This is a genomic window from Pseudomonas sp. PS01270, assembly GCF_029959775.1.
Taxonomy (GTDB): domain Bacteria; phylum Pseudomonadota; class Gammaproteobacteria; order Pseudomonadales; family Pseudomonadaceae; genus Aquipseudomonas; species Aquipseudomonas atacamensis.
In genome coordinates, this window is record NZ_JASCPT010000030.1 from 15,012 (window position 1) to 37,217 (window position 22,206).

Here is a 22,206-nt window from a genome sequence, read left to right on the forward strand (position 1 = left end):
GCTCGCGAAAGCACCGCACCATCGTTACCTCTGAAACAACGCCAAACACACAATTCCCAACTACTTTGTAGGATTCTGAGACATCCTCGCGTTTGGTGATCAGGGAGCTGGCACGTATGATGCTTCACAAACTTCCGCAGATTAGAAGCCTATGTCCCTGATAGTTCTACTGCTTCTGCCGTTCATTGGCAGCTGTCTGGCAGCGGTGCTGCCGCACAATGCGCGTAATGCCGAATCCCTGCTGGCGGGCCTGGTCGCTTTGATCGGTACCGTTCAGGTCGCGATGCTGTACCCGCAAATCGCCTACGGCGGCGTGATCCGCGAAGAATTCATGTGGTTGCCGAGTCTGGGGCTGAACTTCGTTCTGCGTATGGACGGCTTCGCCTGGCTGTTCTCGATGCTGGTGCTGGGCATCGGCACACTTGTCTCTTTATATGCCCGTTACTACATGTCGCCGGACGACCCGGTGCCACGCTTCTTCGCGTTTTTTCTGGCATTCATGGGCGCCATGCTTGGCCTGGTGATCTCCGGCAATCTGATTCAGATCGTGTTTTTCTGGGAACTGACCAGCCTCTTCTCGTTCCTGCTGATCGGCTACTGGCACCACCGCGCCGATGCGCGGCGCGGTGCCTATATGGCGCTGATGGTCACCGGTGCCGGCGGGTTATGCCTGCTGGCGGGGGTCATGATTCTCGGCCATGTCGTCGGCAGCTATGACCTGGACAAGGTCCTGGCCGCCGGCGATCTGATTCGCGCACATGCCCTCTACCCTGTTCTTTTGCCACTCATCCTGATCGGCGCGCTGAGCAAAAGCGCGCAATTCCCGTTTCACTTCTGGCTGCCCCACGCGATGGCGGCACCGACGCCCGTCTCGGCCTATCTGCACTCGGCGACCATGGTCAAGGCCGGGGTTTTCCTTTTGGCACGTCTGTGGCCGTCGCTGTCCGGCAGTGAGGAATGGTTCTACATCGTCAGCGGAGCGGGCGCCTGCACTCTGTTGCTTGGCGCGTACTGCGCCATGTTCCAGAACGATCTCAAAGGTTTGCTGGCCTACTCGACCATCAGCCATCTGGGTCTGATCACTTTGCTCCTGGGCCTGAACAGTTCACTGGCCGCGGTGGCGGCGGTGTTTCACATTCTCAATCACGCGACGTTCAAAGCTTCGCTGTTCATGGCCGCCGGCATCATCGACCACGAAAGCGGCACCCGTGATATCCGCAAGCTCAGCGGTCTGATCAAACTGATACCCTATACGGCAACACTGGCCATGGTCGCCAGTGCCTCAATGGCCGGCGTGCCGCTGCTCAACGGTTTCCTGTCGAAAGAGATGTTTTTCGCCGAAACCGTGTTCATCAACGCCACGGCGTGGGTCGAAACCAGTCTGCCGATCGTCGCGACCATCGCCGGCATGTTCAGCGTCGCCTACTCCCTGCGATTCACCGTCGACGTGTTCTTCGGCCCCACCGCCACTGACCTGCCACACACGCCGCACGAGCCGCCACGCTGGATGCGCGCACCCGTCGAGTTGTTGGTATTCACCTGTCTGCTGGTGGGGATTTTCCCGGCGCAGATCGTCGGGCCACTGCTCGCCGCTGCAGCGCTGCCCGTAGTTGGCGGGGAGTTGCCGGAATACAGCCTGGCCATCTGGCACGGCTTGAACGCGCCGATGATCATGAGCCTGATCGCCATGTCCGGCGGCATCATCCTCTATCTGCTGCTGCGCAAGCAGTTCAAGCTGGGCCGTTTCAAGTACCCGCCGCTGGTGGGCCGCTTCAACGGCAAGCGTTTGTTCGAGCGCAGTCTGGTCGTAATGATGCGTATCGCCCGGCGCGTCGAGCGGCGACTGGGCACCAAGCGCTTGCAGATGCAGTTGTTCCTGATGGTTTCGGCCGCCGTGCTCGCCGGTCTGATTCCGATGCTGCACAGCACGCTGACGTGGGGTGACCGGCCGAAAATCCCAGGATCCATTGTCTTCGTGACCCTGTGGCTGCTGGCGATCGCCTGTGCGCTTGGCGCCGCATGGCAGGCCAAATATCACCGTCTCGCCGCCCTGACCATGGTCAGCGTCTGTGGCCTGATGACCTGCGTGACCTTTGTCTGGTTCTCGGCGCCGGATCTGGCGCTGACACAACTGGCGGTCGAAGTGGTGACCACGGTGTTGATCCTGCTTGGCCTGCGCTGGTTGCCGCGACGCATCGAAGAAGTCTCACCACTGCCTAGCGGCCTGCGCAAGGCGCGTATTCGTCGTCTGCGCGACTTGCTGCTGTCGATTGCCGTCGGTGCGGGAATGGCGCTGTTGTCCTACGCCATGCTCACCCGGCAGACGCCGAACCATATTTCCTCTTTCTACCTCAGTCGCGCCCTGCCCGAAGGCGGCGGCAGCAACGTGGTCAACGTGATGCTAGTGGACTTCCGTGGTTTCGATACCCTCGGCGAAATCACCGTGCTGGCCGCCGTGGCGCTCACCGTGTTCGCCCTGCTGCGGCGCTTCCGCCCACCGAAGGAAAGCCTGCAATTGCCGGCCCAGCAACGCCTGCTCGCGCCCGACGTGGTCACCGATCTGGTCAATCCGCGTTCGGCCAGCGACACCGCGCTCGGCTTCATGATGGTGCCGGCGGTGCTAGTGCGCCTGCTGCTGCCTGTCGCGCTGGTGGTGTCGTTTTACCTGTTCATGCGCGGGCACAATCAGCCGGGCGGCGGTTTTGTCGCCGGGCTGGTGATGTCGGTGGCCTTCATCCTGCAATACATGGTTGCCGGCACGCAGTGGGTCGAAGCACAAATGAGCCTGCGGCCATTGCGCTGGATGGGCACCGGGCTGCTGTTCGCCACTGCCACCGGTCTCGGTGCGCTGCTCGCCGGTTATCCGTTCCTGACCACTCACACCTGGCACATCAGCGTGCCGTTGCTCGGTGATATCCATATTGCCAGTGCGCTGTTCTTCGACGTCGGCGTGTACGCCGTGGTAGTCGGGTCGACGCTGCTGATCCTCACCGCCCTCGCCCACCAATCGGTGCGCGGCCACAAGACGGCCTCGCTGCCCAAGTCCGTCGCCAGCAAAGGAGCCGTCTGATGGAAGAAGTCATCGCAATCGCCATCGGCATTCTTGCCGCGTCCGGGGTCTGGCTGATTCTGCGCCCGCGTACCTTTCAGGTCGTAATGGGCCTGTGCCTGTTGTCGTACGCGGTCAATCTTTTCATTTTCAGCATGGGCAGCCTGTTCATCGGCAAGGAACCGGTGATCAAGGACGGCGTGACCCAGGACTTGCTGCATTACACCGACCCGCTGCCCCAGGCGCTGGTACTGACGGCGATCGTCATCAGCTTCGCCATGACCGCACTGTTCCTCGTCGTATTGCTCGCCTCGCGCGGCTTGACCGGCACCGACCACGTCGACGGCCGGGAGCCTAAAGAATGATGGCGATGACTCACCTGATCGCCGCACCGATCCTGCTGCCGCTGCTGACGGCTGCGATCATGCTGATGCTTGGCGAAAAGCATCGGCCGCTGAAGGCGAAAATCAACCTGTTCTCCAGCCTCCTCGGCCTGTTCATTTCAGTGATGCTGCTGCAATGGACGCAGACCACCGGCGTACCCGGCTCCATCGGTGTATACCTGCCGGGCAACTGGCAGGCACCGTTCGGCATCGTTCTGGTGGTTGATCGCCTGTCGGCACTGATGCTGGTGCTGACCGGCATTATCGGCGTCAGCGCGTTGCTATTTGCCATGGCCCGCTGGGACGGCGCCGGCTCAAGCTTTCACGCTCTGTTCCAGATCCAGCTGATGGGCCTGTACGGCGCGTTCCTGACCGCGGATCTGTTCAACCTGTTCGTGTTCTTCGAAGTGTTGCTCGCCGCGTCCTACGGCTTATTGCTGCACGGCTCAGGCCGAGCGCGGGTGTCGTCGGGGTTGCATTACATTTCGATCAACCTGCTGGCATCGTCACTGTTTTTGATCGGCGCTGCGTTGATCTACGGGGTGACCGGCACGCTGAACATGGCCGATCTGGCGATGAAGATCCCGCTGGTGCCGGAAGCCGACCGTGGCTTGCTGCACGCTGGGGCAGGGATTCTAGCGGTAGCGTTTCTGGCCAAGGCTGGCATGTGGCCGCTGAATTTCTGGCTGGTGCCGGCCTATTCCTCAGCCAGCGCGCCGGTGGCGGCGATGTTTGCGATCATGACCAAGGTCGGCGTCTACACCCTGCTGCGCTTGTGGACCCTGTTGTTTTCCGGTCAGGCCGGCGCCTCGGCATTCTTCGGCGGCGACTGGCTCATCTACGGCGGCATGGCGACCATGGCTTGCGCAGGGCTGGCGATTCTCGCCGCGCAACGCCTGGAGCGTATGGCCAGCCTGAGCATTCTGGTGTCGGCAGGCATCCTGCTCTCGGCGATCGGCTTCGCCCAGCCGAACCTGATTGGGGCTGCGCTGTTCTATCTGGTCAGCTCGACCCTGGCGCTGAGCGCATTGTTCATGCTCGCCGAACTGATCGAGCGCTCGCGCTCGGCCAACGAAATTCCGCTGGAAGACGAAAGCGAACTGCTGCCGCGTCCACAGGAATCGCTGCAACCGCCCAAGGGCATCAACCTCGACGACGAGCAGAAAGCCGTGGTCGGCCAAGTCATCCCGTGGACCATGGCCTTTCTTGGTTTGAGCTTTATCGCCTGCGCGCTGTTGATCATCGGCATGCCACCGCTGTCCGGGTTCATCGGCAAGCTCAGCCTGATCGGGGCATTGCTCAACCCGTTGGGACTTGGCACTGCGGCGCCGCTGTCTCCCGGCGCATGGGGATTGCTGGCGCTGTTGATCCTGACCGGCCTGGCCTCCCTCATGGCCTTCTCGCGCCTCGGCATTCAGCGCTTCTGGACGCCGGAGGAGCGCCCGTCACCATTGCTGCGCAAACTCGAATGCGCGCCGATTTTTCTGCTGCTCGGGCTGAGCATTGCCCTTACGTTCAAGGCTGAACCGCTGCTGCGCTACACCCAGGCCACCGCCGATGCGCTGAACAATCCGCAGCAATATGTGTTCGCAGTTCTAGGCACTCGGGCGGTGCCGAGCCCGCAAGCCAGAGCCGACATGCTCGAGGTGCAGCCATGAATCGACTGTTCCCGGCTCCGTGGTTATCGCTGGCCCTGTGGATTCTGTGGCTGACCCTGAACCTGTCCGTCAGCCCGGGCAATCTGCTGCTCGGTGCCGCGCTGGGTTTCGCTGCGCCGCTGATGATGCGCAAATTGCGGCCGAAACGTGCGCGCATCCGCAATCCCATCGCCATCCTGCGTCTGTTCTTCCTGGTCGGCCGCGACGTGATCATGTCCAACCTGATCGTCGCCTGGGGCGTAGTCAACGCCGGACGCCGTCCGCCCAACTCATGCTTTATCAAGGTGCCTCTGGACTTGCGCGATGCCCATGGTCTGGCGGCACTGGCGATGATCTGCACCGTGGTGCCCGGTACCGTATGGTCGGAACTGGCGCTGGATCGCAGTGTGCTGTTGCTGCACGTCTGGGATCTGCACGACGAAGCGCAGTTCATCGAGCACTTCAAAAGCACTTACGAGCGACCGTTGATGGAGATTTTCGAATGAGCCCATTGCTGTCGAATGCGATTCTGCTGACGTTGTTTTTGTACTGCTTGGCAATGGCACTGACCCTGGTGCGCCTGTTCAAAGGCCCGTCAGCTCAGGATCGGGTACTGGCGCTGGATTACCTGTATATCGTCGCGATGCTGATGATGCTGACCCTGGGCATTCGTTACGCCAGTGATACCTACTTCGAAGCGGCGCTGCTGATCGCGCTGTTCGGCTTCGTCGGCTCGTTTGCCCTGGCGAAATTCCTGCTGCGTGGCGAGGTGATCGAATGAATGCCGAATTGTCTTTGTGGGTCGAGATTCCGGTGGCGGTGCTGCTGGTGCTCAGCGGCGTGTTTACCCTGCTGGGCGCAACAGGATTGCTGCGCATGAAGGATTACTTCCAGCGCATGCACCCGCCAGCGCTGGCCTCGACACTCGGTGCCTGGTGTGTGGCACTGGCGTCGATCATCTGCTTTTCGGCATTGAAATCCGCACCAGTGGTGCATGCCTGGTTGATTCCGGTCCTGTTGGCGATCACCGTGCCGGTGACCACCCTGCTGCTGGCGCGGGCGGCGTTGTTCCGCAAGCGGATGGCCGGGGATGATGTGCCGGCTGAGGTGAGCAGTCGTCAGACTGAAAGTGGTAACTGATGATCATGTGGCGCCGGTGATGGCGCCATCGCAACAGTAGAAATGCGCCCTCCCTTGTGGGAGCGAGCCTGCTTGCGAAGAGGCCAGTCGGGTCGTCGCCAATTCCGGATCAGCTCAAACCCAGGCCACTGCCAACAACCCTGCCCCCAACAGCGCACACAACGGCGAATACACCCAGGTATCCAGCCGCGCAAATCGCGAATCCTTCACTTCCTTGAAGAACCCGACCAGATTCGAATCACCGATCGCCCGAGCAAACATCAGCAACGCGATCGCGCTGATCACCCATTGCAGTGCCTTGTGCTGCACCGCCGGCACGCCCCAACCGACCCGCATACAAACCAGCGCCGCAATTATCAGCAGCGCAGCGGCGACTGCCAGCGTCAGCCAGCCTGAGGGCTTGAAGGCCGGGCGTACCGTGGCGACGAAGCCCGACACCGGCACCTGCGGCACCACCACCGCAGCCGCCCATTGCCCACCCAACGCCCAATACACATGCATCAGGCCGATTGCCGCGAACACAGTCACCAGCCATTGAGCCAACACAAAGGTCATGGTTGAAATCCTTCAAAGGGATTTGAACAAACCATCGTAGTCGGATTTTTTGGCCGTGCACGACCGGTCGGCGGTGCACTGCGTTGACCGCGTTATTTCAGATCAGCCGTCACCTTGTCGGCCACATCCTTGGGCAGCCACGCCTGCCACACATCCGGATGCGTCTTCATGAACGCGACCGCCGCCTCACGAGGCGCGGTGTGCTTGTCACTCATATCCGCCAATGCCTTGTTCAGCGGCTCGATGGGAAAATCGACCTTGCTGAAGAACTCGGCAATTTGCGGGTTCTGCTTTTGAAACGGCGTAGACACGCCAATCGACAGTTTCGATGCCAGCGAGCGGGTTGGTTTCGGATTGGGATTATCGGCGTCTGTCAGCGTCTTCCACGCCTCGGCATCGAACGGCGGCTCTTCCAGTTGCACCAGTTTGAATTTGCCAAGCAGTGGCGTCGGCGACCAGTAATAGAACAACACCGGTTTGCCGCGACGAATCGAAGAGCTGATCTCGGCATCCAGCGCAGCGCCGGAACCGCTGCGGAAGTTGGTGTAGTCGTCCTGCAAGCCATACGCCGTGAGCTTCTGCTTGTTGACCACTTCCGAGGTCCAGCCGATCGGGCTGTTGAGGAAACGCCCTTTGCCCGGGCTTTCCGGGTCCTTGAACACGTCCTTGTATTTCTTCAGATCAGTGACACTGCGCAGATCCGGCGCCAACGGTTTGATGCCTTTGGCCGGGTCGCCCTTGATCACGTATTCCGGCACCCACCAGCCTTCAGTGGCGCCCTTTACCGTATCGCCCAGACCGACGACCTTGCCCTCGGCTTCGGCCTTGACCCAGACCGGACTGCGCCCGGCCCACTCCTCGCCAATCACCTGGATGTCATTGTTGGCCAGCGCGGTCTCAAGAGTAATAGTGGTACCCGGCAAGGTATCGGTCGGCAAGCCGTATCCTTTCTCGACGATCACCCGCAGCACCTCGGTGATCAGGCTGCCGCTTTCCCAGTTCAGGTCAGCAAAGTGGATCGGCGCCTGTGCCGCCTGCAGCGATTGCGCTGACGTCAGCAAACCAAAGGTGGCCACGCTGGCGGCCAGTAACCGTCGAAATCCGTTCATGCATCACACCTCGTGCTGTTCACAGCAATGGCAGTTGGCCTGACAGAAACGCAAGCCTCTGAATGACTCAGTCAACTGACTTTAGCCGAGGTTCCTGCTTTTTCCGGGATCTACCGTGCGCGAGGTTACGTTTCAGACTTTTCCTGCAGGCTTTGCAGCTCACGTCTGACCATGCTGGCGTATGCCGCCGGTTGCAATGCGTAGAGCTGCGACGCCACCCAACTCAGCCAGGCACCTTGCAGTTCGGCCTTGCGGGCGAACAGGCGCTGCGCGTCTTCGCGTGCGCTGTCGAGATTTTGCGAATGGAAGTGCGCGCGGCTCACTCGCTGGCCTTGAAGGAAATCAGTTCACCTTTGCGCCATTTGGCAGCCTTGGCGGTGACAGCTTTCAAGGTTTTGGTCAGGCCTTCCTGCAATTGTTCATTGGCGGCGAACACCGTGACGACGCTATGACCTTCCTTGAACAGAATCGCGTGACCGTCGGCCGTACTGACAAATGCGTAGTCGCCCAAGCCGTAAACCGTGAGTTTGATGTCGCGAAAACGAATGTCCATCTTGCCGCCTTCACGGCTGGGCAGAACCGATGCAATGAAATGGTCGCCAACCTTGAGTTTGAGCCCCGGTTTGTCATCGACTACCAATGCACTTTCGGTATCGATTTCGGCGATGTAAATGCCTTCGGCGTTTTGCTCGGTGATGTAAACAAAACGTGATTGGAATTGCTTGACCAGCTTTGCACGCAAATCACCCAGCACGAACAAAGCATGCATATCGAGGTTACTGACTGCCAAAGAAACATCCCCACATTTGAAAAACCGTGCAGCGGAAAACACGCACGGCAAAAAACGGCAATGCCGATGAAAACTGCAAAATCACTCAAAAACCCGAAGCGAGCGAAGCGCTCTTGATCGCGAGGTTCGTAGACTACTGGATTGTCATTAGTGAAACCCGCTCTGAAGTCGGCAAACCTTGAAGGAAAAAGCCTCAAGTGTGACTGGAGCAAGATCTGACTACGAACTTCAGGGAAATTTCTCACGAAAAAAAGCACTTTTCCGACATATCGCTGGCGAAAAATTGCTTTAGATAAGCCCGGTCGTCAACAGGTACTGGCGATTCTAGAGCAGCGATGCTCCTTACGACTACCCGCAACGGCCGTTAAATCCCGGCCGACTGATGAAAAGGACTTCATATGTGCACTTTGACTCATTTTGCCACGTCGGCCGACGCGCGAATCAACACACCTCTGACGATGAAGGTTGCCGACCTCGACAACCCTCCGACATCTTCTAACAATCATCGAACCCCACACTTTCAAGTGGTGCCGGCGGGTATTGCGTTCTTTCACATCAAGGAGATATCCACGGGACGTGTCAGAGGTTTCCGCGGCAATCACAACGAAGCCTGCGCCCTCGCCCGCTCGCTTGAATCAAAAATCGAACTCCGCGCCAGCGCCTGCCTCTGATAAGGGGAGTGAACGAACAAGCCGCACCGGCACCGACCCAGGAGTAGATGATGGAACTGCCAACCGAGCTTAACCTGACCACCCTTTTCGAACAGCTGGGCCTGCCCTCGGATGAGGCGTCGATCAATGACTTTGTCGAAGCCCATCCGCTGGACTCTGATACCAAACTCATCGAGGCCGATTTCTGGTCGGCTCAACAGGCGCAACTACTCAAAGAGTGGCTGCGTGCGGACGGCGAAGAAGCGGTAATTGTCGATGAGCTGAACGTGCGCCTGCATCGCGGCAAATAAGGGCGATCAGTGCAGGCTGTCGCCGGGCTCGATGTTCAGTTGTTCGAGCCAGGCAGCCTTGCACTCCTCCGCTTCATCGCGACTGGCGAAGGCTGTGCCGCGTCGCTCACCGTTGAGCAAAACTACCCAGCAAACACTGCGCCCCATCGCGCGTAAGCCGGCCGGAACACCGCTGCCGATCATCACTGCCACGTCTACCCTGCACTGCATGTGCCCTCCGAAATAATTAGCTACCTAACTAAGTCGTCAGATTAATGCTTTCCGTCGAGGGGAAACAGCAACCGCCGTGCACAGATTCATTGCGTCAACGGTAATAATCTCAGCGCGGATTCTCAGGTTTATAGCCCAGACGCAACCCGCCCCAGTGTCGGCCATTGATCATGATCGGCACCGAAAGATCATGCATCAGCTCACCTGTGTCGCGCGTGTAAGTTTGCAGCAGGACAGGTTGCTGATGGCTGCCGCAACGGATGCCGGTGCGGTCAGCGAATTTGCGTTTGGTGCGGTTATTTACCGTGTCGACCTGCACATCGCCGGTCAATGGCTGGCTGAATGCCTGGTTGTGCGTCGGTACATAACCCTGCTGCGTGCAGGCAATCGCAAAAACCAGCCCTTCATGACGCGCCAATAAAGGTTCTTGAATCGCCGGCAAGACCTGATCGGTGTATCGATCAAAGCGGGTTTGAAATTTGGCTGGTTCGGTGTCAGGAATCAGCTGGTAGCTGCGATCGAACAGGTCATCCAGGCTGATCCGCCCCTGTTCAACATCCGCTTCGAAACGCGCGGCAATCTGGCTCGCACCTTCACGGGCCAAGTCATAAATGCGCTGGTGATAGTCATCCAGGCCGACCTCGGCCAAGCGCTCGCTGATAGTTTCCGCCTGCCCTTCCATCTGCACAGCGGCCTCGGCGAGGCGGCGGGTCTGCTGATCGCTGATCGCCAGATCACTACGCATTTGCTCAATCGCGCTGAACAATGCATCAAGCTGCTCGCGATTGGTTTGCGCGCCACGGGCGATCTCGCTGACCTGGGTTTCCACTCCGGCGGCAAGTCGCGCGATGTTCTCCAGATGCTGACCGGTGTGCTCGACCTGTTCGACGCCGGTGTGCAGATCGCTCGACAACTCGCGAATCTGCGCCACCACTTGCGCGGTGCGTTGCTGAATGTCAGCGACCATCTCACCGACCTCACCCGTGGCCGCCGCCGTACGCGCGGCCAGTCCGCGCACCTCGTCGGCGACCACAGCGAAACCGCGACCATGCTCACCGGCCCGGGCTGCTTCAATCGCAGCGTTCAACGCCAACAGGTTGGTCTGGCTGGCAATCGACTGGATCACCAGCGTCACCCGCTGAATGTCGTCGCTGCGCACACTCAGAGCCTCGATCAATTCGCGGCTGGCGTTGGCGCGCTGACTGAGTTGCTGCATGCGCGAAATCGAGTCGAGCAGTTCGCTGCGCCCCGCCGCGCTGCTGTGATGCGCTTGGCTGGCGGCATCCAGTGCTTCGCGGCTGAGCTGTGAAGTCGCCTGTTCGGTGGCGATCATCACCTCGGCGTTGCTGACGATCTGCGCCGCCGCGTCGAGTTGCGATTCGAGTTTGTTCGCCAGCGCCTTGACCGAGAACGCCACGCCGGCGGCTGACAGTGCGTTGTGACTGGTGGTGTAGGAAAGATCGCGGGTCAGTGCGGACAATGCGCTCGCACTATCGACCGGGACAGCAACAGGAGCGCTGCGCGAACGCAGGCGCGGCAGCCAGACAATCAGTATCGCCAGCGGCATGCCGAGGTAGAGCGACCACTCGGCCATAGCCATGCCGGCCAGCAACAGCATCAGGGCGATGCTTTGCAGGGTCGGCGCGATCCAGCGGTTTTTCGGCAAAAGCACTGGTGCAGGCAGCGCCGCAACCAGAGATCCATCTCTCGTCATCTTGATCACCCCACGTTTGTTCTCATTGTTGTGACTGCATTAAACGCCACTACAACGCCATTATCCATGGTCCGTTAGTCGTGGGGTCTGTGGCAGGTCAATGGAACGACGGGGGAAATAGCGCAGACGAGCAAAAACAAAGATCGCAGCCTCCCGCAACTCCATGTAGAAGCTGCCGAAGGCTGCGATCTCTTGCAGGCGCCCCCCTATTCAGGGGCCGCCATGGAATCAGGCCTGACGCTGGTGCTTGTCGATCTGCTCGTGACGCTCTTGAGCTTCGATGCAGTATTTGGTGGTCGGGCTGATCAGCAGGCGCTTCAGGCCGATGGCCTCGCCGCTGTCGTCGCACCAGCCAAAGCTGTCGTCCTTGATGCGCTCAAGAGCTTGTTCCAGTTGCGGCAGCATGCGCTGGTCGCGATCGATCGCGTTGACCAGCCAGGTGCGCTCTTCTTCAACCGAAGCCGCGTCCGCCGGGTCAGCCGGGGTGTCCAGGCTTTCGATGGCGATACGATTTTGCTCAATGCGCTCGTGGGTTTCGACTTTCATGTTCTGCAACAGCTCAGTGAAGAAAGCGTGTTGCTCTGCATTCATGTAGTCATCTGCCGGCATAGCCAGCAACTTGTCCTTTGTCATTGATATCTCTATAAAAAAACGTGCATTAAGGCGAATAAGGGAGCGTTTCGGCGAACCGTGTCGGCCGTCGAAAAGGCATCGTTTTATTGCAAACGCCACCCGGCACTCAATTTACGAGGGGCGGCAGTCTAAGGCCCGATCAAGACCTCAGCAACTGTAAATACAGGGAATTTGTCCGACAGGACCTGGAAACTGCTCTGACACAGGCTTCACACGGCCATCGGAGTGCGTTTATAGCAAGAAATTCAGTCCAGCGGCTGTATATAGAAGACAAACGGCTAACCATCCCGCCAGCGACAGCCGGGATTATTCTCGCAAGGTGCATCGTTTCAGCCCGGCAGAGCATACGCAGCCCTTCTATTATCAGGCCCACCGCGTGCTCAACTCGCCTGAAGGATGCTGCCCATGCCCCGCCCCGCTCTGCCGGCCACAGACGAAATTTCCTTCGCCAGCCCGCCGGTCAACGCCGAGCGCCTGCTGCAAATGATCAGCGAAGAGTATGACGCCCTGCCGCGCCAGCTCAAACGCGTGGCCAGCTACATCAGCCAGCAGAGCGAGCGAATCATGGTCGACCGCATCAGCGACATCGCCCGCGAGTGCGAAGTGCATCCGTCAGCCATTGTGCGGTTCTCGCAACGTTTCGGGTTCAGCGGCTTCAGCGAGATGCAGGCGCTGTTCCGCCAGGCCTGGACGCACAAAACCACACCAGCGCAAAACTATCAGCAACGCATCCGTAGCCTGATCGCCAACAACTCGCAGACCGCCAACAGCGGCGACCTGGCCCGCGAGTGCATCGACGCAACGCTCTCGGGCATCGAACGCTTGGGCCGCGAACTGGACGAGGTGGCGTTCGATACAGCCGTCGATCTCATCGTCAATGCCGACGACATTTATGTTGTCGGGGTCCGCCGTTCGTTCGCCGCCGCCGATTATCTGGTTTACAACTTGCAACATACGCAGAAACGCATTCATCTGGTTTCCGGCGTCGGCGGCAGCTATCGCGAGCAAATGCGCAGCGTGCGCGCCAACGACCTGGTGATCGCCATCAGTTTTGTACCCTACGCCAAGGAAACCCAACACTGCCTGCGGTTCGCACAGCAGCAAGACGCCAATGCCCTGATCATCACCGACAGCCCTCTTTCGCCACTGGCGAAACTTGCCAATAGCGTGTTGCTGGTCAATGAAGGCAGTGCGCTGGCCTTTCGTTCGCTCAGTGCAACGCTGTGTTTGTGCCAGGCGCTGTTTGTGGCAGTGGCGTATCGGCTGGGCTTGAACGTCGATGAAATTCACGAGCAGGCTGGATTCGACGACTGACAATTGCCTCTTGCTCGGCTAGGTTATGCGTTCCCACCGGTTCGACTTGAAGGAACGCGTCATGAAACTGATCGGCATGCTCGACTCCCCTTACGTGCGCCGCGTAGCAATCTCCGCCAAATGCCTGGGGATCGACCTCGAACACGAGTCGGTCTCGGTGTTCCGCCACTTCGAACGATTCCAGCAGATCAACCCGGTGGTCAAAGCGCCCACGCTGATCCTCGACGACGGCGTGGTCCTGATGGACTCGACCCTCATCCTCGATTACCTCGAAGCCAGCTCCGGCAAAAGCCTGCTGCCAAGCGATCTCAAACAACGTGCCCAGGCCCTGCGCCTGATCGGGCTCAGCCTCGCCGCCTGCGAAAAAGCCGTGCAGCTCTACTACGAACGCAACCTGCGCCCGGCCGACATTCAATATCAGCCGTGGGTCGAACGCGTCGAAGGCCAGCTCGCCGCCGCATTTACCGCGCTGGAAAAAGAACTTGAACACAGTGACTTGCCTGTCGACGGCTCCCTCGCCCAGACCGGCATCAGCCTGGCGGTTGCCTGGAGCTTCACCGAACTCGTCGTACCCGATCAGATCGACGCAGCACGCTTTGCGCGTATCGCCGAGTACACCGCCTACGCAGAAGGCACCGATGCGTTCATCAGCACACCGATGAACTGATCATGAGCTCCACCGACACCGCCGCCCCGGCGCTAAAGGAAATCTTCAACGCCGAGCGCTTGCAGCACATCGCTGACGAAATGAGCGCGGTGTACCCGGCGTTCAAGTCCAAGACGTTTCTCAAACACGCCCAGGACGGACTCGCTGAACTGTCAGTAATGCAACGCATGGCGCGTGTCAGCGAAAGCCTGCATGCCGTGTTGCCGCTGGATTACCAAGATTCCCTCGAAGTGCTTTTCGAACTCGCGCCACGGCTGAACAGCGGATTCGTCAGCATGTGCCTCCCACACTACGTCGCGAGCTACGGCGCCCACGCGTTCGACACCTCAATGGACGCGCTGAAATACTTCACCACCTTCGGCTCCTCCGAATTCGCCATCCGCTACTTTCTGCGCAGCGACCTCGAGCGCTCGCTGGAACGAATGCACGACTGGACCCGAGACGAAAACCACCACGTTCGACGCCTAGCCAGCGAAGGCAGCCGCCCTCGCCTGCCATGGTCGTTTCGCCTGGAAGCGGTGCAGGCGGATCCGCTGCTGGCCGCCGGGATACTGGATCGGTTGAAGGCGGACGAGAGCTTGTACGTGCGCAAGTCGGTGGCGAATCATTTGAATGACGTGACGAAGGTGCATCCGGAGTGGGTGCTGGACACGATTGAAGGTTGGTCGCTGGACAACAAGCATACGGCCTGGATTGCCAAGCATGCGCTGCGCAGTTTGATCAAACAGGGCGACGTGCGCGCGCTGACGGTGATTGGCGCAGGGGCGAAGGCTGAGGTTGAGTTGTTGGATGTGCAGGTCGAGCCGGCGGTGGTGAGGTTGGGGGAAGCGATTACTTTGTCGTTTACGGTGAAGTCCATGGTGGCGCACGAGCAAAGGCTGGTGATTGATTATGCGATTGAGTATGTGAAGGCAAATGGCGGGGTTTCGAGGAAGGTTTTCAAGTTGAAGACTCTGGCATTAGCGGGTTTCGGGACTGAGGTAGTGCGACGGAATCAAGTCATCAAGGATTTTACGACGCGCAAGCAGTTTGCCGGGCGACATGGGGTGCAGGTGATGGTTAATGGGGAGGTGTTGGGGAGTGCGGCGTTTGAGGTTTTGATTTGAGGCGTGATTTGTTTATTCACCAAAACAGCCGGTAGCGGATCAGTGCACTGGCAGCCGTGCATCGATATTGAGCGCGGCGGCACAGTGGACGACTAACGGCTTCAGCGCTTACCAACTTCCGTATGGAATGCCGAATTTCTCGATATAGCGCTTGGACTTTTCGCTGACGGGATAGGCGTAGCGACCACCGTTTTTCCCAAGCTCCGGCCCTAGCGGCTCAATCTCGCCTTGCGCTCGAGCAACCTTTATCGGTCGATGACATGAGTCTCTTACCCACACCTGAACAACACCGCCCGGAGCAAGTCCCAAGTAAACAGAGGCCATGAAGCGTGCTGTCCTGTCAGGTCTCTCGGGGCACCGTTGACTGGTAGAAGTCACCATTATCTGTCTGGCATTCTCTGGAATATCCACCCACGCTTGCCACGTTTTCTGTTCAACGATTGATTGCCAGCGAACATAGATACGAATGGGTAGATCGGCCCCCACCACTCTTTTACCGCTGCCCCCCACCCCTGTCCAGCCGCGAGCAGAGTCAGTACCGTCTTCAGGCTCTCCGCCCGCAGCAGTCCCTCCACCGGTTCTAAAGAAAACTCTGCCGGTTATGTCCTGCACCGAACTGTCCTCCACCCATACCTTCATGTAATCGGGCTCAGTGAAAGCCAGCTCCCACCATTTCGACTTTGGATCGCTCTTGGCTGAGAGCAGATCAGAAGACTGGCAACCCGTTATGCATACGCCAAGTAGCAGGGCGACAAATAATTTCATTACCAAAGAGTCCAGTCAGGTACGTGAGGATGCTGCACGCGAATCGCGTCTGCGGTGGGCGCATTGATATAGACGGCGCGGACTCCGCTGCCGTCTCTTCTTCCAAGAGGGTGATTCCAATTTGCGGACATATGAATGTATTTCAACCTCAGCAGGTTCTCCTCTTGCTGAGTTGTGGTGTAGTCACCTGCGACAAATCGGTCGCACAACGCCTGAAGCTCTGACGGGACCGCCAAAGCAGCCGTGGCTGGAATATCATCGAAGCGAACCCCCTTCTCTTTTGCCAAGCTATGCATCACCCGAAGATATACCCTCGACAACAACCCGCTTACGGGACGTCTGAGTTGCAGAGCTGCATAAACGCGCTTTCTACGGGGACTGAGCCGGTCCTGTTGATCCACGGGCAGGAGAAGCGCATCCGGCGTAACAATTTCCAGCAGATCTTCGGGCCACCCCCTTGAGATCCACTCATTTTTAATAACCATGGCATCGCGGTAGATCGACGTAGTAGATACATCGGTAAACTTCGAGACCTCAAGCGTTTGCATTGGACTGACGAGTACACACTCTTCAATGTCATCGCGGTAACCGCCGCCGATGTCGGAATGCACCCCTGGAAGAATGACTTCCAAGTGGTCGGCTTTAACGCGACTCAATGCAAAATTAGCGCGATATTCGTCCCGCGCCGACAGCTGAACGACGTCAGTAAAAAACCGCCGGTCGAGGTAGAGCTTGATACCCGTGGCCACAGGACTTTTAACGTTGCCAAAATTCGACCAGCCAGCAACCGACGGCACAGTGTCGAACAGCCCGATGAATCCCATGTTGATGCTGCCTTGGTACTGATCGATGAAGGTGCGACTAAAGTCGCTCGCATTGTTGCGCAATACATCTCCGAGTGGCCCTTGTTTTCCGCGGACTACTGCATTGGCAAAATGCCTCGCGGCAGCTGCGCCGCGACTAAATCCGAACGTATCGAAAGTCAGCGAGGTAATTTCACTGTTTGGATTTTCGTTAATTACATCTTCAATACGCGATTTGATCTCGCTAAATGATTGTTGGACACGACCCGCTATACCCGTGTCTCCGCGGCCCGTGCCCGCTCCGAATGTACTGTCCTCTTCTCCCGATTGAGTGCCAATCCCCTCTATGTACACCCTGCGAAACGCCCGCTTGTGCGAGCCGTCTCCTTCGGCTTTCTGAGGTGCGAAGTACAGTTCGCTCAGTTTGTAAACGTTGGTTGTTTCATTGGCATAGCTACTATCTGGATTGCGCATATAGGGCTTGCAAATGGCATCGATATCCTCAGGCGCAATCGGATGCTGAGCGCCACACAACAACCCCGCAGCAGAGTTATTCGCATTGTTGCCCGTGCCATCAAAGAACACCCCGATCCTCAACGCAATCCCGATTTTCTCAGGCTCGCGCGCGGGCTGTTTCCCATGCTTCTCATACTCCGCCCAATGCTGGGCGTGTATGTCAACGGGTTTGGCTTCTTCGTAGCGATAGTTTTTCGGCGGGTTTGGAACGTAGCCACTCAATCCTTGATTCCTTCTGATCCTTGAAGAACGGCCAGAAGGGTGACAGCCGGGAGGGAGCGGTGCAAGCCGTGGCGGTGTGCCAGCCATGGAGCGTCAGTGCGAGCAGGCTCACTCCCAAAAAGGAATGAGCCTGGCTGGGGATGACGGGTCAAATCGACCGCTGATTCACCCGCGCCATCAACTGTTCAGCACTTTCCTTGCGCTCGGAATAGCGGTCCACCAGGTGCGCCTGCTGCCCACGCAGCAGCACGGTGAACTTGACCAGTTCTTCCATCACATCCACCACACGGTCGTAGAACGGCGAAGGTTTCATCCGCCCGGCCTCGTCGAACTCCATATAGGCCTTCGGCACCGAGGATTGGTTGGGGATGGTGAACATGCGCATCCAGCGGCCGAGGACGCGTAGTTGGTTGACCACGTTGAACGACTGCGAGCCGCCGCAGACTTGCATCACCGCCAGGGTTTTGCCTTGGGTCGGGCGCACAGCGCCGAGTTCCAGCGGGATCCAGTCGATCTGCGCTTTGAACACGGCGGACATCGCGCCGTGGCGTTCCGGCGAGCACCAGACCTGGCCTTCCGACCACAACACCAGATCGCGCAATTCCTGCACCTTGGGATGGTCGACCGGGACGTCGTCGGGCAATGGCAAACCGGATGGGTTGAAGATCCGCGTTTCGGCGCCAAAGTGTTCGAGCAGGCGCGCGGCCTCCTCGACCAGCAAGCGGCTGAACGAGCGCTCGCGGGTCGAGCCGTAGAGAAGAAGGATGCGCGGTTTGTGTTCGCCGACATTCGATGGCTTAACAGCGTCGATCAGACTTGTGTCGAGGTTGGGCAGATGGTCTGACATGAAGCCTCCTTACAGCGTGCCGATGCGGTCGAGTTCGGCTTTCAGTTGCTCGCGACTGAGCGAGTGAAACGGCAGATCGAGGAAGGCCTGGCAGCGTTCACCGATGCGCATCAGAGTGGCTTGGAATGCCGCGTCGATTGCCGCTTCGTCGCCCTGCACTTCGGACGGATCTTCCAGTCCCCAATGCGTTTTCAGCGCCGGACCGAAATACACCGGACAGGTTTCGCCGGCGGCTTTGTCGCAGACAGTGATGACGATATCCGGCGGGTTGTTTGCGAAGGCATCGTTGCCTTTGCTGTGCAACCCGTCGATGGCGATGCCGTGCTTTTGCAACGTCGACAGGCTGCGCGGCAGGACCTGGCCTTTGGGAAAACTGCCGGCACTCACCGCTTGGAAACCAGCGGGAGCCAGGTGATTGAACATGGCTTCGGAAAGAATGCTGCGGCAGCTATTGGCCGTGCACATGAACAGGACTCGCATTGATGCGCTCCGTAGATAGTGGAAGATTCAGCAGCAGGCGCGTTCGCGCACGGGACGGCCATCCATGTTTTGCAGGCGCGCGGCGTTGTCCTTGAGCCAATCGGCATTGGCCTTGGATGTCAGCTGAAGGATTTCGCCAATCCATGCCGGCAGTTCCGGATTGAGGCGGTAATACACCCACTGGCCCTGACGGCGGTCGAGCAGCAAACCATTACTGCGCAGTTGCGCGAGATGACGGCTGATTTTCGGCTGGCTGTCGTCGAGCGCACACATCAACTCGCAAACGCAGAGTTCACCTTGCTCGGCGATGAGCAGGATGGCGCGGACGCGGGTTTCGTCGGCGAGGCTTTTGAAGACTTCGGTGGGGGTGATCATGGTGATCGGCTCGCCATATGCGGGAAATCGAATATACGGATATCCATATATTTATCAACCCGTGAAAGCAGCCACGGTGAATAAACGTGTGGGAGCGAGCCTGCTCGCGAAAGCGGTGTGTCAGTCAGCATCGATGTTGCTGAAAGACTGCCTTCGCGAGCAGGCTCGCTCCCACAGGGAGACGGGATGCATCTGGTTAACCGCGCAATAGGCCCTGCTCGGCCTCACACAATCCCACCACATAATCCCAGACCACCCGCAACCGCACGGATTTGTGCAGCTCCCGGCGGGTGCTGATCCAGTAGCTGCGCTCGATGCTTTCATCCGGCAACAGCGCCACCAGATCCGGGTCGGACGCGGCCATGTAACACGGCAGCACGGCGATGCCCAACCCCGAGCGCGCCGCTTCCTGTTGGGCGATGACGCTGGTGCTGTGAAACACCACGCGCGGGCTGCGGCAGAAGCTGTTGAGGAACATCAGTTCCTGACTGAACAGCAGGTCGTCAACGTAACCGATCCACGCATGTCGGCCCAGGTCTTCGCGGCTGTGCAGTGGCGGTGCGTTGTCGAGGTAGGTTTGGCTGGCGTACAGCGCGAGTCGATAGTCAGTGAGCTTGCGCGTGACCAGCATGTCGGCGGATGGCCGTTCGAGGTGGATGCTGATTTCCGCTTCGCGGTTGAGGATGCTGACGAAGCGCGGCACGGCGACCAGTTCCACTTCCAGCCCCGGATAACGCTCGAACAAGCCAATCATGCGACTGGCGAGAAACTTGATGCCAAGGCCTTCGGTGACGCCGACACGGATCTTGCCCAGCGGCGCGGTGGACTGGGTGATTTCTTCCTGCGCCAGCAGCGCGACGTTTTCCATCGCTTCGGCGTGCTTGAGCAAGGCCTCTCCCGCCGGGGTCATTTCATAGCCTTGGGCGTGCTGGACGAACAGCGCCGTGCCGAGGCTTTTCTCGATCGATTCAATATGCCGCGCCACTGTCGCATGGGTGGTGTTGAGCCGGCGCGCGGCGGTGAGCAGGCGGCCGCTGCGTTGCAGCTCGAGAAAAAAGCGCAGGTCGTTCCAGTCGAACATGGCGGGTCCTTGTCGGCTATCGTCGTTGTACGCTGTTTGAAAACGCACAGCGGCTGCGCAAAAACTAACATTCTTTTAACGAAAGCTAACAACTAGAGTGTCCGACAATAAGAACAAAAAGCGAGGTCAGGGCATGCAGACGTCCCTGGATGAATTCGACTACATCGTGGTCGGCGCCGGCCCCGCCGGTTGCTTGCTGGCCAACCGGCTCTCAGCGGATCCCCAGCAGCGGGTGTTGCTGCTCGAAGCCGGCGGACGCGACAACTACGCCTGGATTCATATTCCTGTGGGTTACCTGTTCTGCATCGGTAACCCGCGCACTGATTGGTGCTTCAAAACCGAACAACAACCCGGCCTCAATGGCCGCGCGCTGAGTTATCCGCGCGGCAAGGTGCTGGGCGGCTGTTCGTCGATCAACGGCATGATCTACATGCGCGGCCAGGCCGGCGACTATGACGGCTGGGCGGCAGCGGGCAATCCGGGCTGGGCCTGGAAAGACGTGCTGCCGCTGTTCAAACAGAGCGAAAACCACTTTGCCGGCGGCGCTGAATTTCATGGCGATCAGGGTGAATGGCGGGTCGAGCAGCAGCGCCTGTCGTGGCCGATTCTGGATGCCTTTCGCAGCGCTGCCGAGCAAAGCGGCATCGCCAGCATCAATGACTTCAACCAGGGCGACAACGAGGGCTGCGGCTACTTTCAGGTCAACCAGAAAGCCGGGGTGCGCTGGAACGCGGCCAAGGCCTTTTTGAAACCGCTGCGCAGCCGGGCGAACCTGACCGTGCTGACCGGCGTCGAGGTTGATCGTGTGTTGCTGGAGGACGGCCGCGCGGCGAAAGTCAGCGCGCAGCATGAAGGCCAGACCAGACAGTTCAAGGCGCGCAAGGAGGTTGTCTTGTGCGCCGGCTCGGTCGGCTCGCCGAGCATTCTGCAGCGCTCCGGGATCGGTCCGCGGCCGCTGCTCGAACGCTTAGGCATCGGCGTGATTCATGAGCTGCCGGGCGTCGGCGGCAACCTGCAAGATCACCTGCAACTGCGCCTGATCTACAAGCTGGAAAACGCCCGCACCCTGAACCAGATCGCCGGCAGCGTGTGGGGCAAGATGGGCATGGGCCTGCGTTATCTGTACGACCGCAGCGGGCCGCTGTCGATGGCGCCGAGTCAGTTGGGTGCATTCGCCCGCTCCGGCCCTGAGCAAACCTCGGCGAACCTGCAATATCACGTGCAACCGCTGTCGCTGGAGCGCTTTGGCGAGCCGTTGCACAGCTTCCCGGCGTTCACGGCCTCGGTGTGCGACCTGCGCCCGCAGAGCCGTGGGCGCATCGATATTCGCTCCGCCGATCCGCAAGCGGCGCCGCTGATCCAGCCCAATTACCTCAGCCATCCAGAGGATCTGCGCGTCGCCGCCGATGCAATTCGCCTGACCCGGCGCATCGTCAGCGCCCCTGCCCTGCAAGCGTTCAAACCGGTGGAATACCTGCCCGGCGACAGCTTGCAAAGCGAAGAACAATTGCATGAAGCGGCGGCGAAAATCGGCACGACGATTTTCCATCCGGTCGGCACCTGCCGCATGGGCAACGACGGTGACGCAGTGGTCGATGCGCAATTGCGCGTGCATGGCGTGCCGGGTCTGCGCGTTGCCGATGCGTCGATCATGCCAAGAATTACCTCGGGCAATACCTGTTCGCCTACGCTGATGATTGCCGAGAAGGCGGCACAACTGATTTTGTCCAGATCTGCAGATATCTCCCCTGTGGGAGCGAGCCTGCTCGCGAATGCGGTAGCTCACTCAGCCTAGGAGTTGACTGGCAAAAAGCTTTCGCGAGCAGGCGCGCTCCCACAGCAATCATCA

The 22,206-nt window shown here is 59.2% G+C and carries 25 protein-coding genes; 12 read left to right on the forward strand and 13 right to left on the reverse strand.

The features are described from left to right. Positions 1–151 precede the first annotated feature (151 nt). From QMX86_RS11615 to QMX86_RS11640, 6 genes are read left to right on the forward strand one after another with little or no spacing between them, the layout of a single operon-like run. Complete coding sequence (locus tag QMX86_RS11615) at positions 152–3,070, forward strand: monovalent cation/H+ antiporter subunit A (protein ID WP_282384455.1); 2,919 nt, start codon at positions 152–154, stop codon at positions 3,068–3,070. Then, on the forward strand, positions 3,070–3,414 hold the full coding sequence (locus QMX86_RS11620; RefSeq protein WP_016775082.1) for a Na+/H+ antiporter subunit C: 345 nt from the start codon (positions 3,070–3,072) through the stop codon (positions 3,412–3,414). Before QMX86_RS11615 ends, QMX86_RS11620 begins: the two co-directional genes overlap by 1 nt. Beyond that, positions 3,411–5,090, forward strand: coding sequence for a monovalent cation/H+ antiporter subunit D (locus tag QMX86_RS11625; RefSeq protein ID WP_151551252.1), 1,680 nt, complete (start codon positions 3,411–3,413; stop codon positions 5,088–5,090). The genes QMX86_RS11620 and QMX86_RS11625 overlap by 4 nt, the downstream gene beginning before the upstream one ends. Then, the gene (locus QMX86_RS11630) at positions 5,087–5,575 is read left to right on the forward strand and encodes a Na+/H+ antiporter subunit E (protein WP_071172756.1); all 489 of its coding nucleotides are present in this window, start codon (positions 5,087–5,089) and stop codon (positions 5,573–5,575) included. Before QMX86_RS11625 ends, QMX86_RS11630 begins: the two co-directional genes overlap by 4 nt. Then, the gene (locus QMX86_RS11635) at positions 5,572–5,850 is read left to right on the forward strand and encodes a K+/H+ antiporter subunit F (RefSeq protein ID WP_071172757.1); all 279 of its coding nucleotides are present in this window, start codon (positions 5,572–5,574) and stop codon (positions 5,848–5,850) included. Before QMX86_RS11630 ends, QMX86_RS11635 begins: the two co-directional genes overlap by 4 nt. Beyond that, positions 5,847–6,209: a Na+/H+ antiporter subunit G gene (locus QMX86_RS11640; RefSeq protein ID WP_071172758.1), complete on the forward strand. Its 363-nt coding sequence runs from the start codon at positions 5,847–5,849 to the stop codon at positions 6,207–6,209. Before QMX86_RS11635 ends, QMX86_RS11640 begins: the two co-directional genes overlap by 4 nt. 114 nt (positions 6,210–6,323) lie before the next feature. On the opposite strand, the gene QMX86_RS11645 is transcribed toward QMX86_RS11640, so the two are convergent. The 4 genes from QMX86_RS11645 to QMX86_RS11660 form a co-directional block, all read right to left on the reverse strand. Beyond that, a complete protein-coding gene (locus QMX86_RS11645; RefSeq protein WP_071172759.1) occupies positions 6,324–6,764 on the reverse strand; it encodes a DUF3995 domain-containing protein in 441 nt (146 codons plus the stop codon). Between the two features lie 92 nt (positions 6,765–6,856). Beyond that, the gene (locus tag QMX86_RS11650; protein ID WP_024013250.1) at positions 6,857–7,873 is read right to left on the reverse strand and encodes an ABC transporter substrate-binding protein; all 1,017 of its coding nucleotides are present in this window, start codon (positions 7,871–7,873) and stop codon (positions 6,857–6,859) included. Between the two features lie 125 nt (positions 7,874–7,998). Beyond that, positions 7,999–8,196: a hypothetical protein gene (locus tag QMX86_RS11655; RefSeq protein ID WP_016775089.1), complete on the reverse strand. Its 198-nt coding sequence runs from the start codon at positions 8,194–8,196 to the stop codon at positions 7,999–8,001. Next, positions 8,193–8,642, reverse strand: a complete 450-nt coding sequence (locus QMX86_RS11660; protein WP_024013252.1) for a hypothetical protein — start codon at positions 8,640–8,642, stop codon at positions 8,193–8,195. Before QMX86_RS11660 ends, QMX86_RS11655 begins: the two co-directional genes overlap by 4 nt. A 479-nt stretch (positions 8,643–9,121) precedes the next feature. Here QMX86_RS11660 and QMX86_RS11665 point away from each other — a divergent pair, with 479 nt between their 5' ends. Further along, positions 9,122–9,334 carry a hypothetical protein gene (locus tag QMX86_RS11665; RefSeq protein WP_241149633.1) on the forward strand — a complete coding sequence of 71 codons (213 nt, stop codon included), beginning with the start codon at positions 9,122–9,124 and terminating at the stop codon, positions 9,332–9,334. 50 nt (positions 9,335–9,384) lie between these two features. After that, entirely contained in the window at positions 9,385–9,624 is a 240-nt protein-coding gene (locus tag QMX86_RS11670; RefSeq protein WP_041480818.1) for a DUF2789 family protein, read from the forward strand. 6 nt (positions 9,625–9,630) lie between these two features. On the opposite strand, the gene QMX86_RS11675 is transcribed toward QMX86_RS11670, so the two are convergent. The 3 genes from QMX86_RS11675 to QMX86_RS11685 all read right to left on the reverse strand — a co-directional run bounded on the left by QMX86_RS11675 (position 9,631) and on the right by QMX86_RS11685 (position 12,181). Beyond that, entirely contained in the window at positions 9,631–9,834 is a 204-nt protein-coding gene (locus tag QMX86_RS11675) for a hypothetical protein (protein ID WP_016775093.1), read from the reverse strand. 109 nt (positions 9,835–9,943) lie between these two features. Further along, on the reverse strand, positions 9,944–11,548 hold the full coding sequence (locus QMX86_RS11680) for a methyl-accepting chemotaxis protein (RefSeq protein WP_282384454.1): 1,605 nt from the start codon (positions 11,546–11,548) through the stop codon (positions 9,944–9,946). 228 nt (positions 11,549–11,776) lie between these two features. Further along, a complete protein-coding gene (locus QMX86_RS11685; protein WP_016775095.1) occupies positions 11,777–12,181 on the reverse strand; it encodes a TraR/DksA family transcriptional regulator in 405 nt (134 codons plus the stop codon). A 405-nt stretch (positions 12,182–12,586) separates the two neighbouring features. Between QMX86_RS11685 and QMX86_RS11690 the strand changes: the two genes are divergently transcribed. The 3 genes from QMX86_RS11690 to QMX86_RS11700 all read left to right on the forward strand — a co-directional run bounded on the left by QMX86_RS11690 (position 12,587) and on the right by QMX86_RS11700 (position 15,268). Further along, positions 12,587–13,495 carry a MurR/RpiR family transcriptional regulator gene (locus QMX86_RS11690; RefSeq protein WP_073471170.1) on the forward strand — a complete coding sequence of 303 codons (909 nt, stop codon included), beginning with the start codon at positions 12,587–12,589 and terminating at the stop codon, positions 13,493–13,495. Between the two features lie 61 nt (positions 13,496–13,556). Then, positions 13,557–14,162 carry a glutathione S-transferase gene (locus tag QMX86_RS11695; RefSeq protein ID WP_073471171.1) on the forward strand — a complete coding sequence of 202 codons (606 nt, stop codon included), beginning with the start codon at positions 13,557–13,559 and terminating at the stop codon, positions 14,160–14,162. Positions 14,163–14,164: 2 nt separating this feature from the next. Further along, entirely contained in the window at positions 14,165–15,268 is a 1,104-nt protein-coding gene (locus QMX86_RS11700; protein ID WP_282384453.1) for a DNA alkylation repair protein, read from the forward strand. A 108-nt stretch (positions 15,269–15,376) separates the two neighbouring features. On the opposite strand, the gene QMX86_RS11705 is transcribed toward QMX86_RS11700, so the two are convergent. From QMX86_RS11705 to QMX86_RS11730, 6 genes are all read right to left on the reverse strand, one after another. Next, positions 15,377–16,033 (reverse strand): DUF2931 family protein, encoded by a 657-nt coding sequence (locus QMX86_RS11705; RefSeq protein WP_071172764.1) that lies wholly within the window; start codon positions 16,031–16,033, stop codon positions 15,377–15,379. Continuing rightward, entirely contained in the window at positions 16,033–17,574 is a 1,542-nt protein-coding gene (locus QMX86_RS11710) for a DUF2235 domain-containing protein (RefSeq protein ID WP_282384452.1), read from the reverse strand. The genes QMX86_RS11705 and QMX86_RS11710 overlap by 1 nt, the downstream gene beginning before the upstream one ends. A gap of 148 nt (positions 17,575–17,722) precedes the next feature. After that, positions 17,723–18,421 carry an arsenical resistance protein ArsH gene (gene arsH, locus QMX86_RS11715; protein ID WP_073471175.1) on the reverse strand — a complete coding sequence of 233 codons (699 nt, stop codon included), beginning with the start codon at positions 18,419–18,421 and terminating at the stop codon, positions 17,723–17,725. Between the two features lie 9 nt (positions 18,422–18,430). Continuing rightward, entirely contained in the window at positions 18,431–18,901 is a 471-nt protein-coding gene (locus tag QMX86_RS11720) for an arsenate reductase ArsC (protein WP_073471176.1), read from the reverse strand. Between the two features lie 27 nt (positions 18,902–18,928). After that, positions 18,929–19,276 carry a metalloregulator ArsR/SmtB family transcription factor gene (locus QMX86_RS11725; protein ID WP_016775103.1) on the reverse strand — a complete coding sequence of 116 codons (348 nt, stop codon included), beginning with the start codon at positions 19,274–19,276 and terminating at the stop codon, positions 18,929–18,931. A gap of 196 nt (positions 19,277–19,472) precedes the next feature. Next, positions 19,473–20,357: a LysR family transcriptional regulator gene (locus QMX86_RS11730; RefSeq protein WP_016775104.1), complete on the reverse strand. Its 885-nt coding sequence runs from the start codon at positions 20,355–20,357 to the stop codon at positions 19,473–19,475. A gap of 133 nt (positions 20,358–20,490) precedes the next feature. Between QMX86_RS11730 and QMX86_RS11735 the strand changes: the two genes are divergently transcribed. Further along, entirely contained in the window at positions 20,491–22,152 is a 1,662-nt protein-coding gene (locus QMX86_RS11735) for a GMC family oxidoreductase N-terminal domain-containing protein (protein WP_282386352.1), read from the forward strand. The last annotated feature ends 54 nt before the right edge of the window (positions 22,153–22,206 follow it).

Coding starts and splice junctions, on each gene's coding strand:
- QMX86_RS11640 (WP_071172758.1), top strand. CDS start 5,847: ATGAATGCCGAATTGTCTTTGTGGGTCGAGATTCCGGTGGCGGTGCTG.
- QMX86_RS11705 (WP_071172764.1), bottom strand. CDS start 16,033: ATGAAATTATTTGTCGCCCTGCTACTTGGCGTATGCATAACGGGTTGC.
- QMX86_RS11660 (WP_024013252.1), bottom strand. CDS start 8,642: ATGCATGCTTTGTTCGTGCTGGGTGATTTGCGTGCAAAGCTGGTCAAG.
- QMX86_RS11690 (WP_073471170.1), top strand. CDS start 12,587: ATGCCCCGCCCCGCTCTGCCGGCCACAGACGAAATTTCCTTCGCCAGC.
- QMX86_RS11730 (WP_016775104.1), bottom strand. CDS start 20,357: ATGTTCGACTGGAACGACCTGCGCTTTTTTCTCGAGCTGCAACGCAGC.
- QMX86_RS11665 (WP_241149633.1), top strand. CDS start 9,122: ATGAAGGTTGCCGACCTCGACAACCCTCCGACATCTTCTAACAATCAT.
- QMX86_RS11625 (WP_151551252.1), top strand. CDS start 3,411: ATGATGGCGATGACTCACCTGATCGCCGCACCGATCCTGCTGCCGCTG.
- QMX86_RS11650 (WP_024013250.1), bottom strand. CDS start 7,873: ATGAACGGATTTCGACGGTTACTGGCCGCCAGCGTGGCCACCTTTGGT.
- QMX86_RS11720 (WP_073471176.1), bottom strand. CDS start 18,901: ATGCGAGTCCTGTTCATGTGCACGGCCAATAGCTGCCGCAGCATTCTT.
- QMX86_RS11735 (WP_282386352.1), top strand. CDS start 20,491: ATGCAGACGTCCCTGGATGAATTCGACTACATCGTGGTCGGCGCCGGC.
- arsH (WP_073471175.1), bottom strand. CDS start 18,421: ATGTCAGACCATCTGCCCAACCTCGACACAAGTCTGATCGACGCTGTT.
- QMX86_RS11670 (WP_041480818.1), top strand. CDS start 9,385: ATGGAACTGCCAACCGAGCTTAACCTGACCACCCTTTTCGAACAGCTG.
- QMX86_RS11630 (WP_071172756.1), top strand. CDS start 5,087: ATGAATCGACTGTTCCCGGCTCCGTGGTTATCGCTGGCCCTGTGGATT.
- QMX86_RS11700 (WP_282384453.1), top strand. CDS start 14,165: ATGAGCTCCACCGACACCGCCGCCCCGGCGCTAAAGGAAATCTTCAAC.
- QMX86_RS11645 (WP_071172759.1), bottom strand. CDS start 6,764: ATGACCTTTGTGTTGGCTCAATGGCTGGTGACTGTGTTCGCGGCAATC.
- QMX86_RS11680 (WP_282384454.1), bottom strand. CDS start 11,548: ATGACGAGAGATGGATCTCTGGTTGCGGCGCTGCCTGCACCAGTGCTT.
- QMX86_RS11635 (WP_071172757.1), top strand. CDS start 5,572: ATGAGCCCATTGCTGTCGAATGCGATTCTGCTGACGTTGTTTTTGTAC.
- QMX86_RS11725 (WP_016775103.1), bottom strand. CDS start 19,276: ATGATCACCCCCACCGAAGTCTTCAAAAGCCTCGCCGACGAAACCCGC.
- QMX86_RS11685 (WP_016775095.1), bottom strand. CDS start 12,181: ATGACAAAGGACAAGTTGCTGGCTATGCCGGCAGATGACTACATGAAT.
- QMX86_RS11615 (WP_282384455.1), top strand. CDS start 152: ATGTCCCTGATAGTTCTACTGCTTCTGCCGTTCATTGGCAGCTGTCTG.
- QMX86_RS11620 (WP_016775082.1), top strand. CDS start 3,070: ATGGAAGAAGTCATCGCAATCGCCATCGGCATTCTTGCCGCGTCCGGG.
- QMX86_RS11675 (WP_016775093.1), bottom strand. CDS start 9,834: ATGCAGTGCAGGGTAGACGTGGCAGTGATGATCGGCAGCGGTGTTCCG.
- QMX86_RS11695 (WP_073471171.1), top strand. CDS start 13,557: ATGAAACTGATCGGCATGCTCGACTCCCCTTACGTGCGCCGCGTAGCA.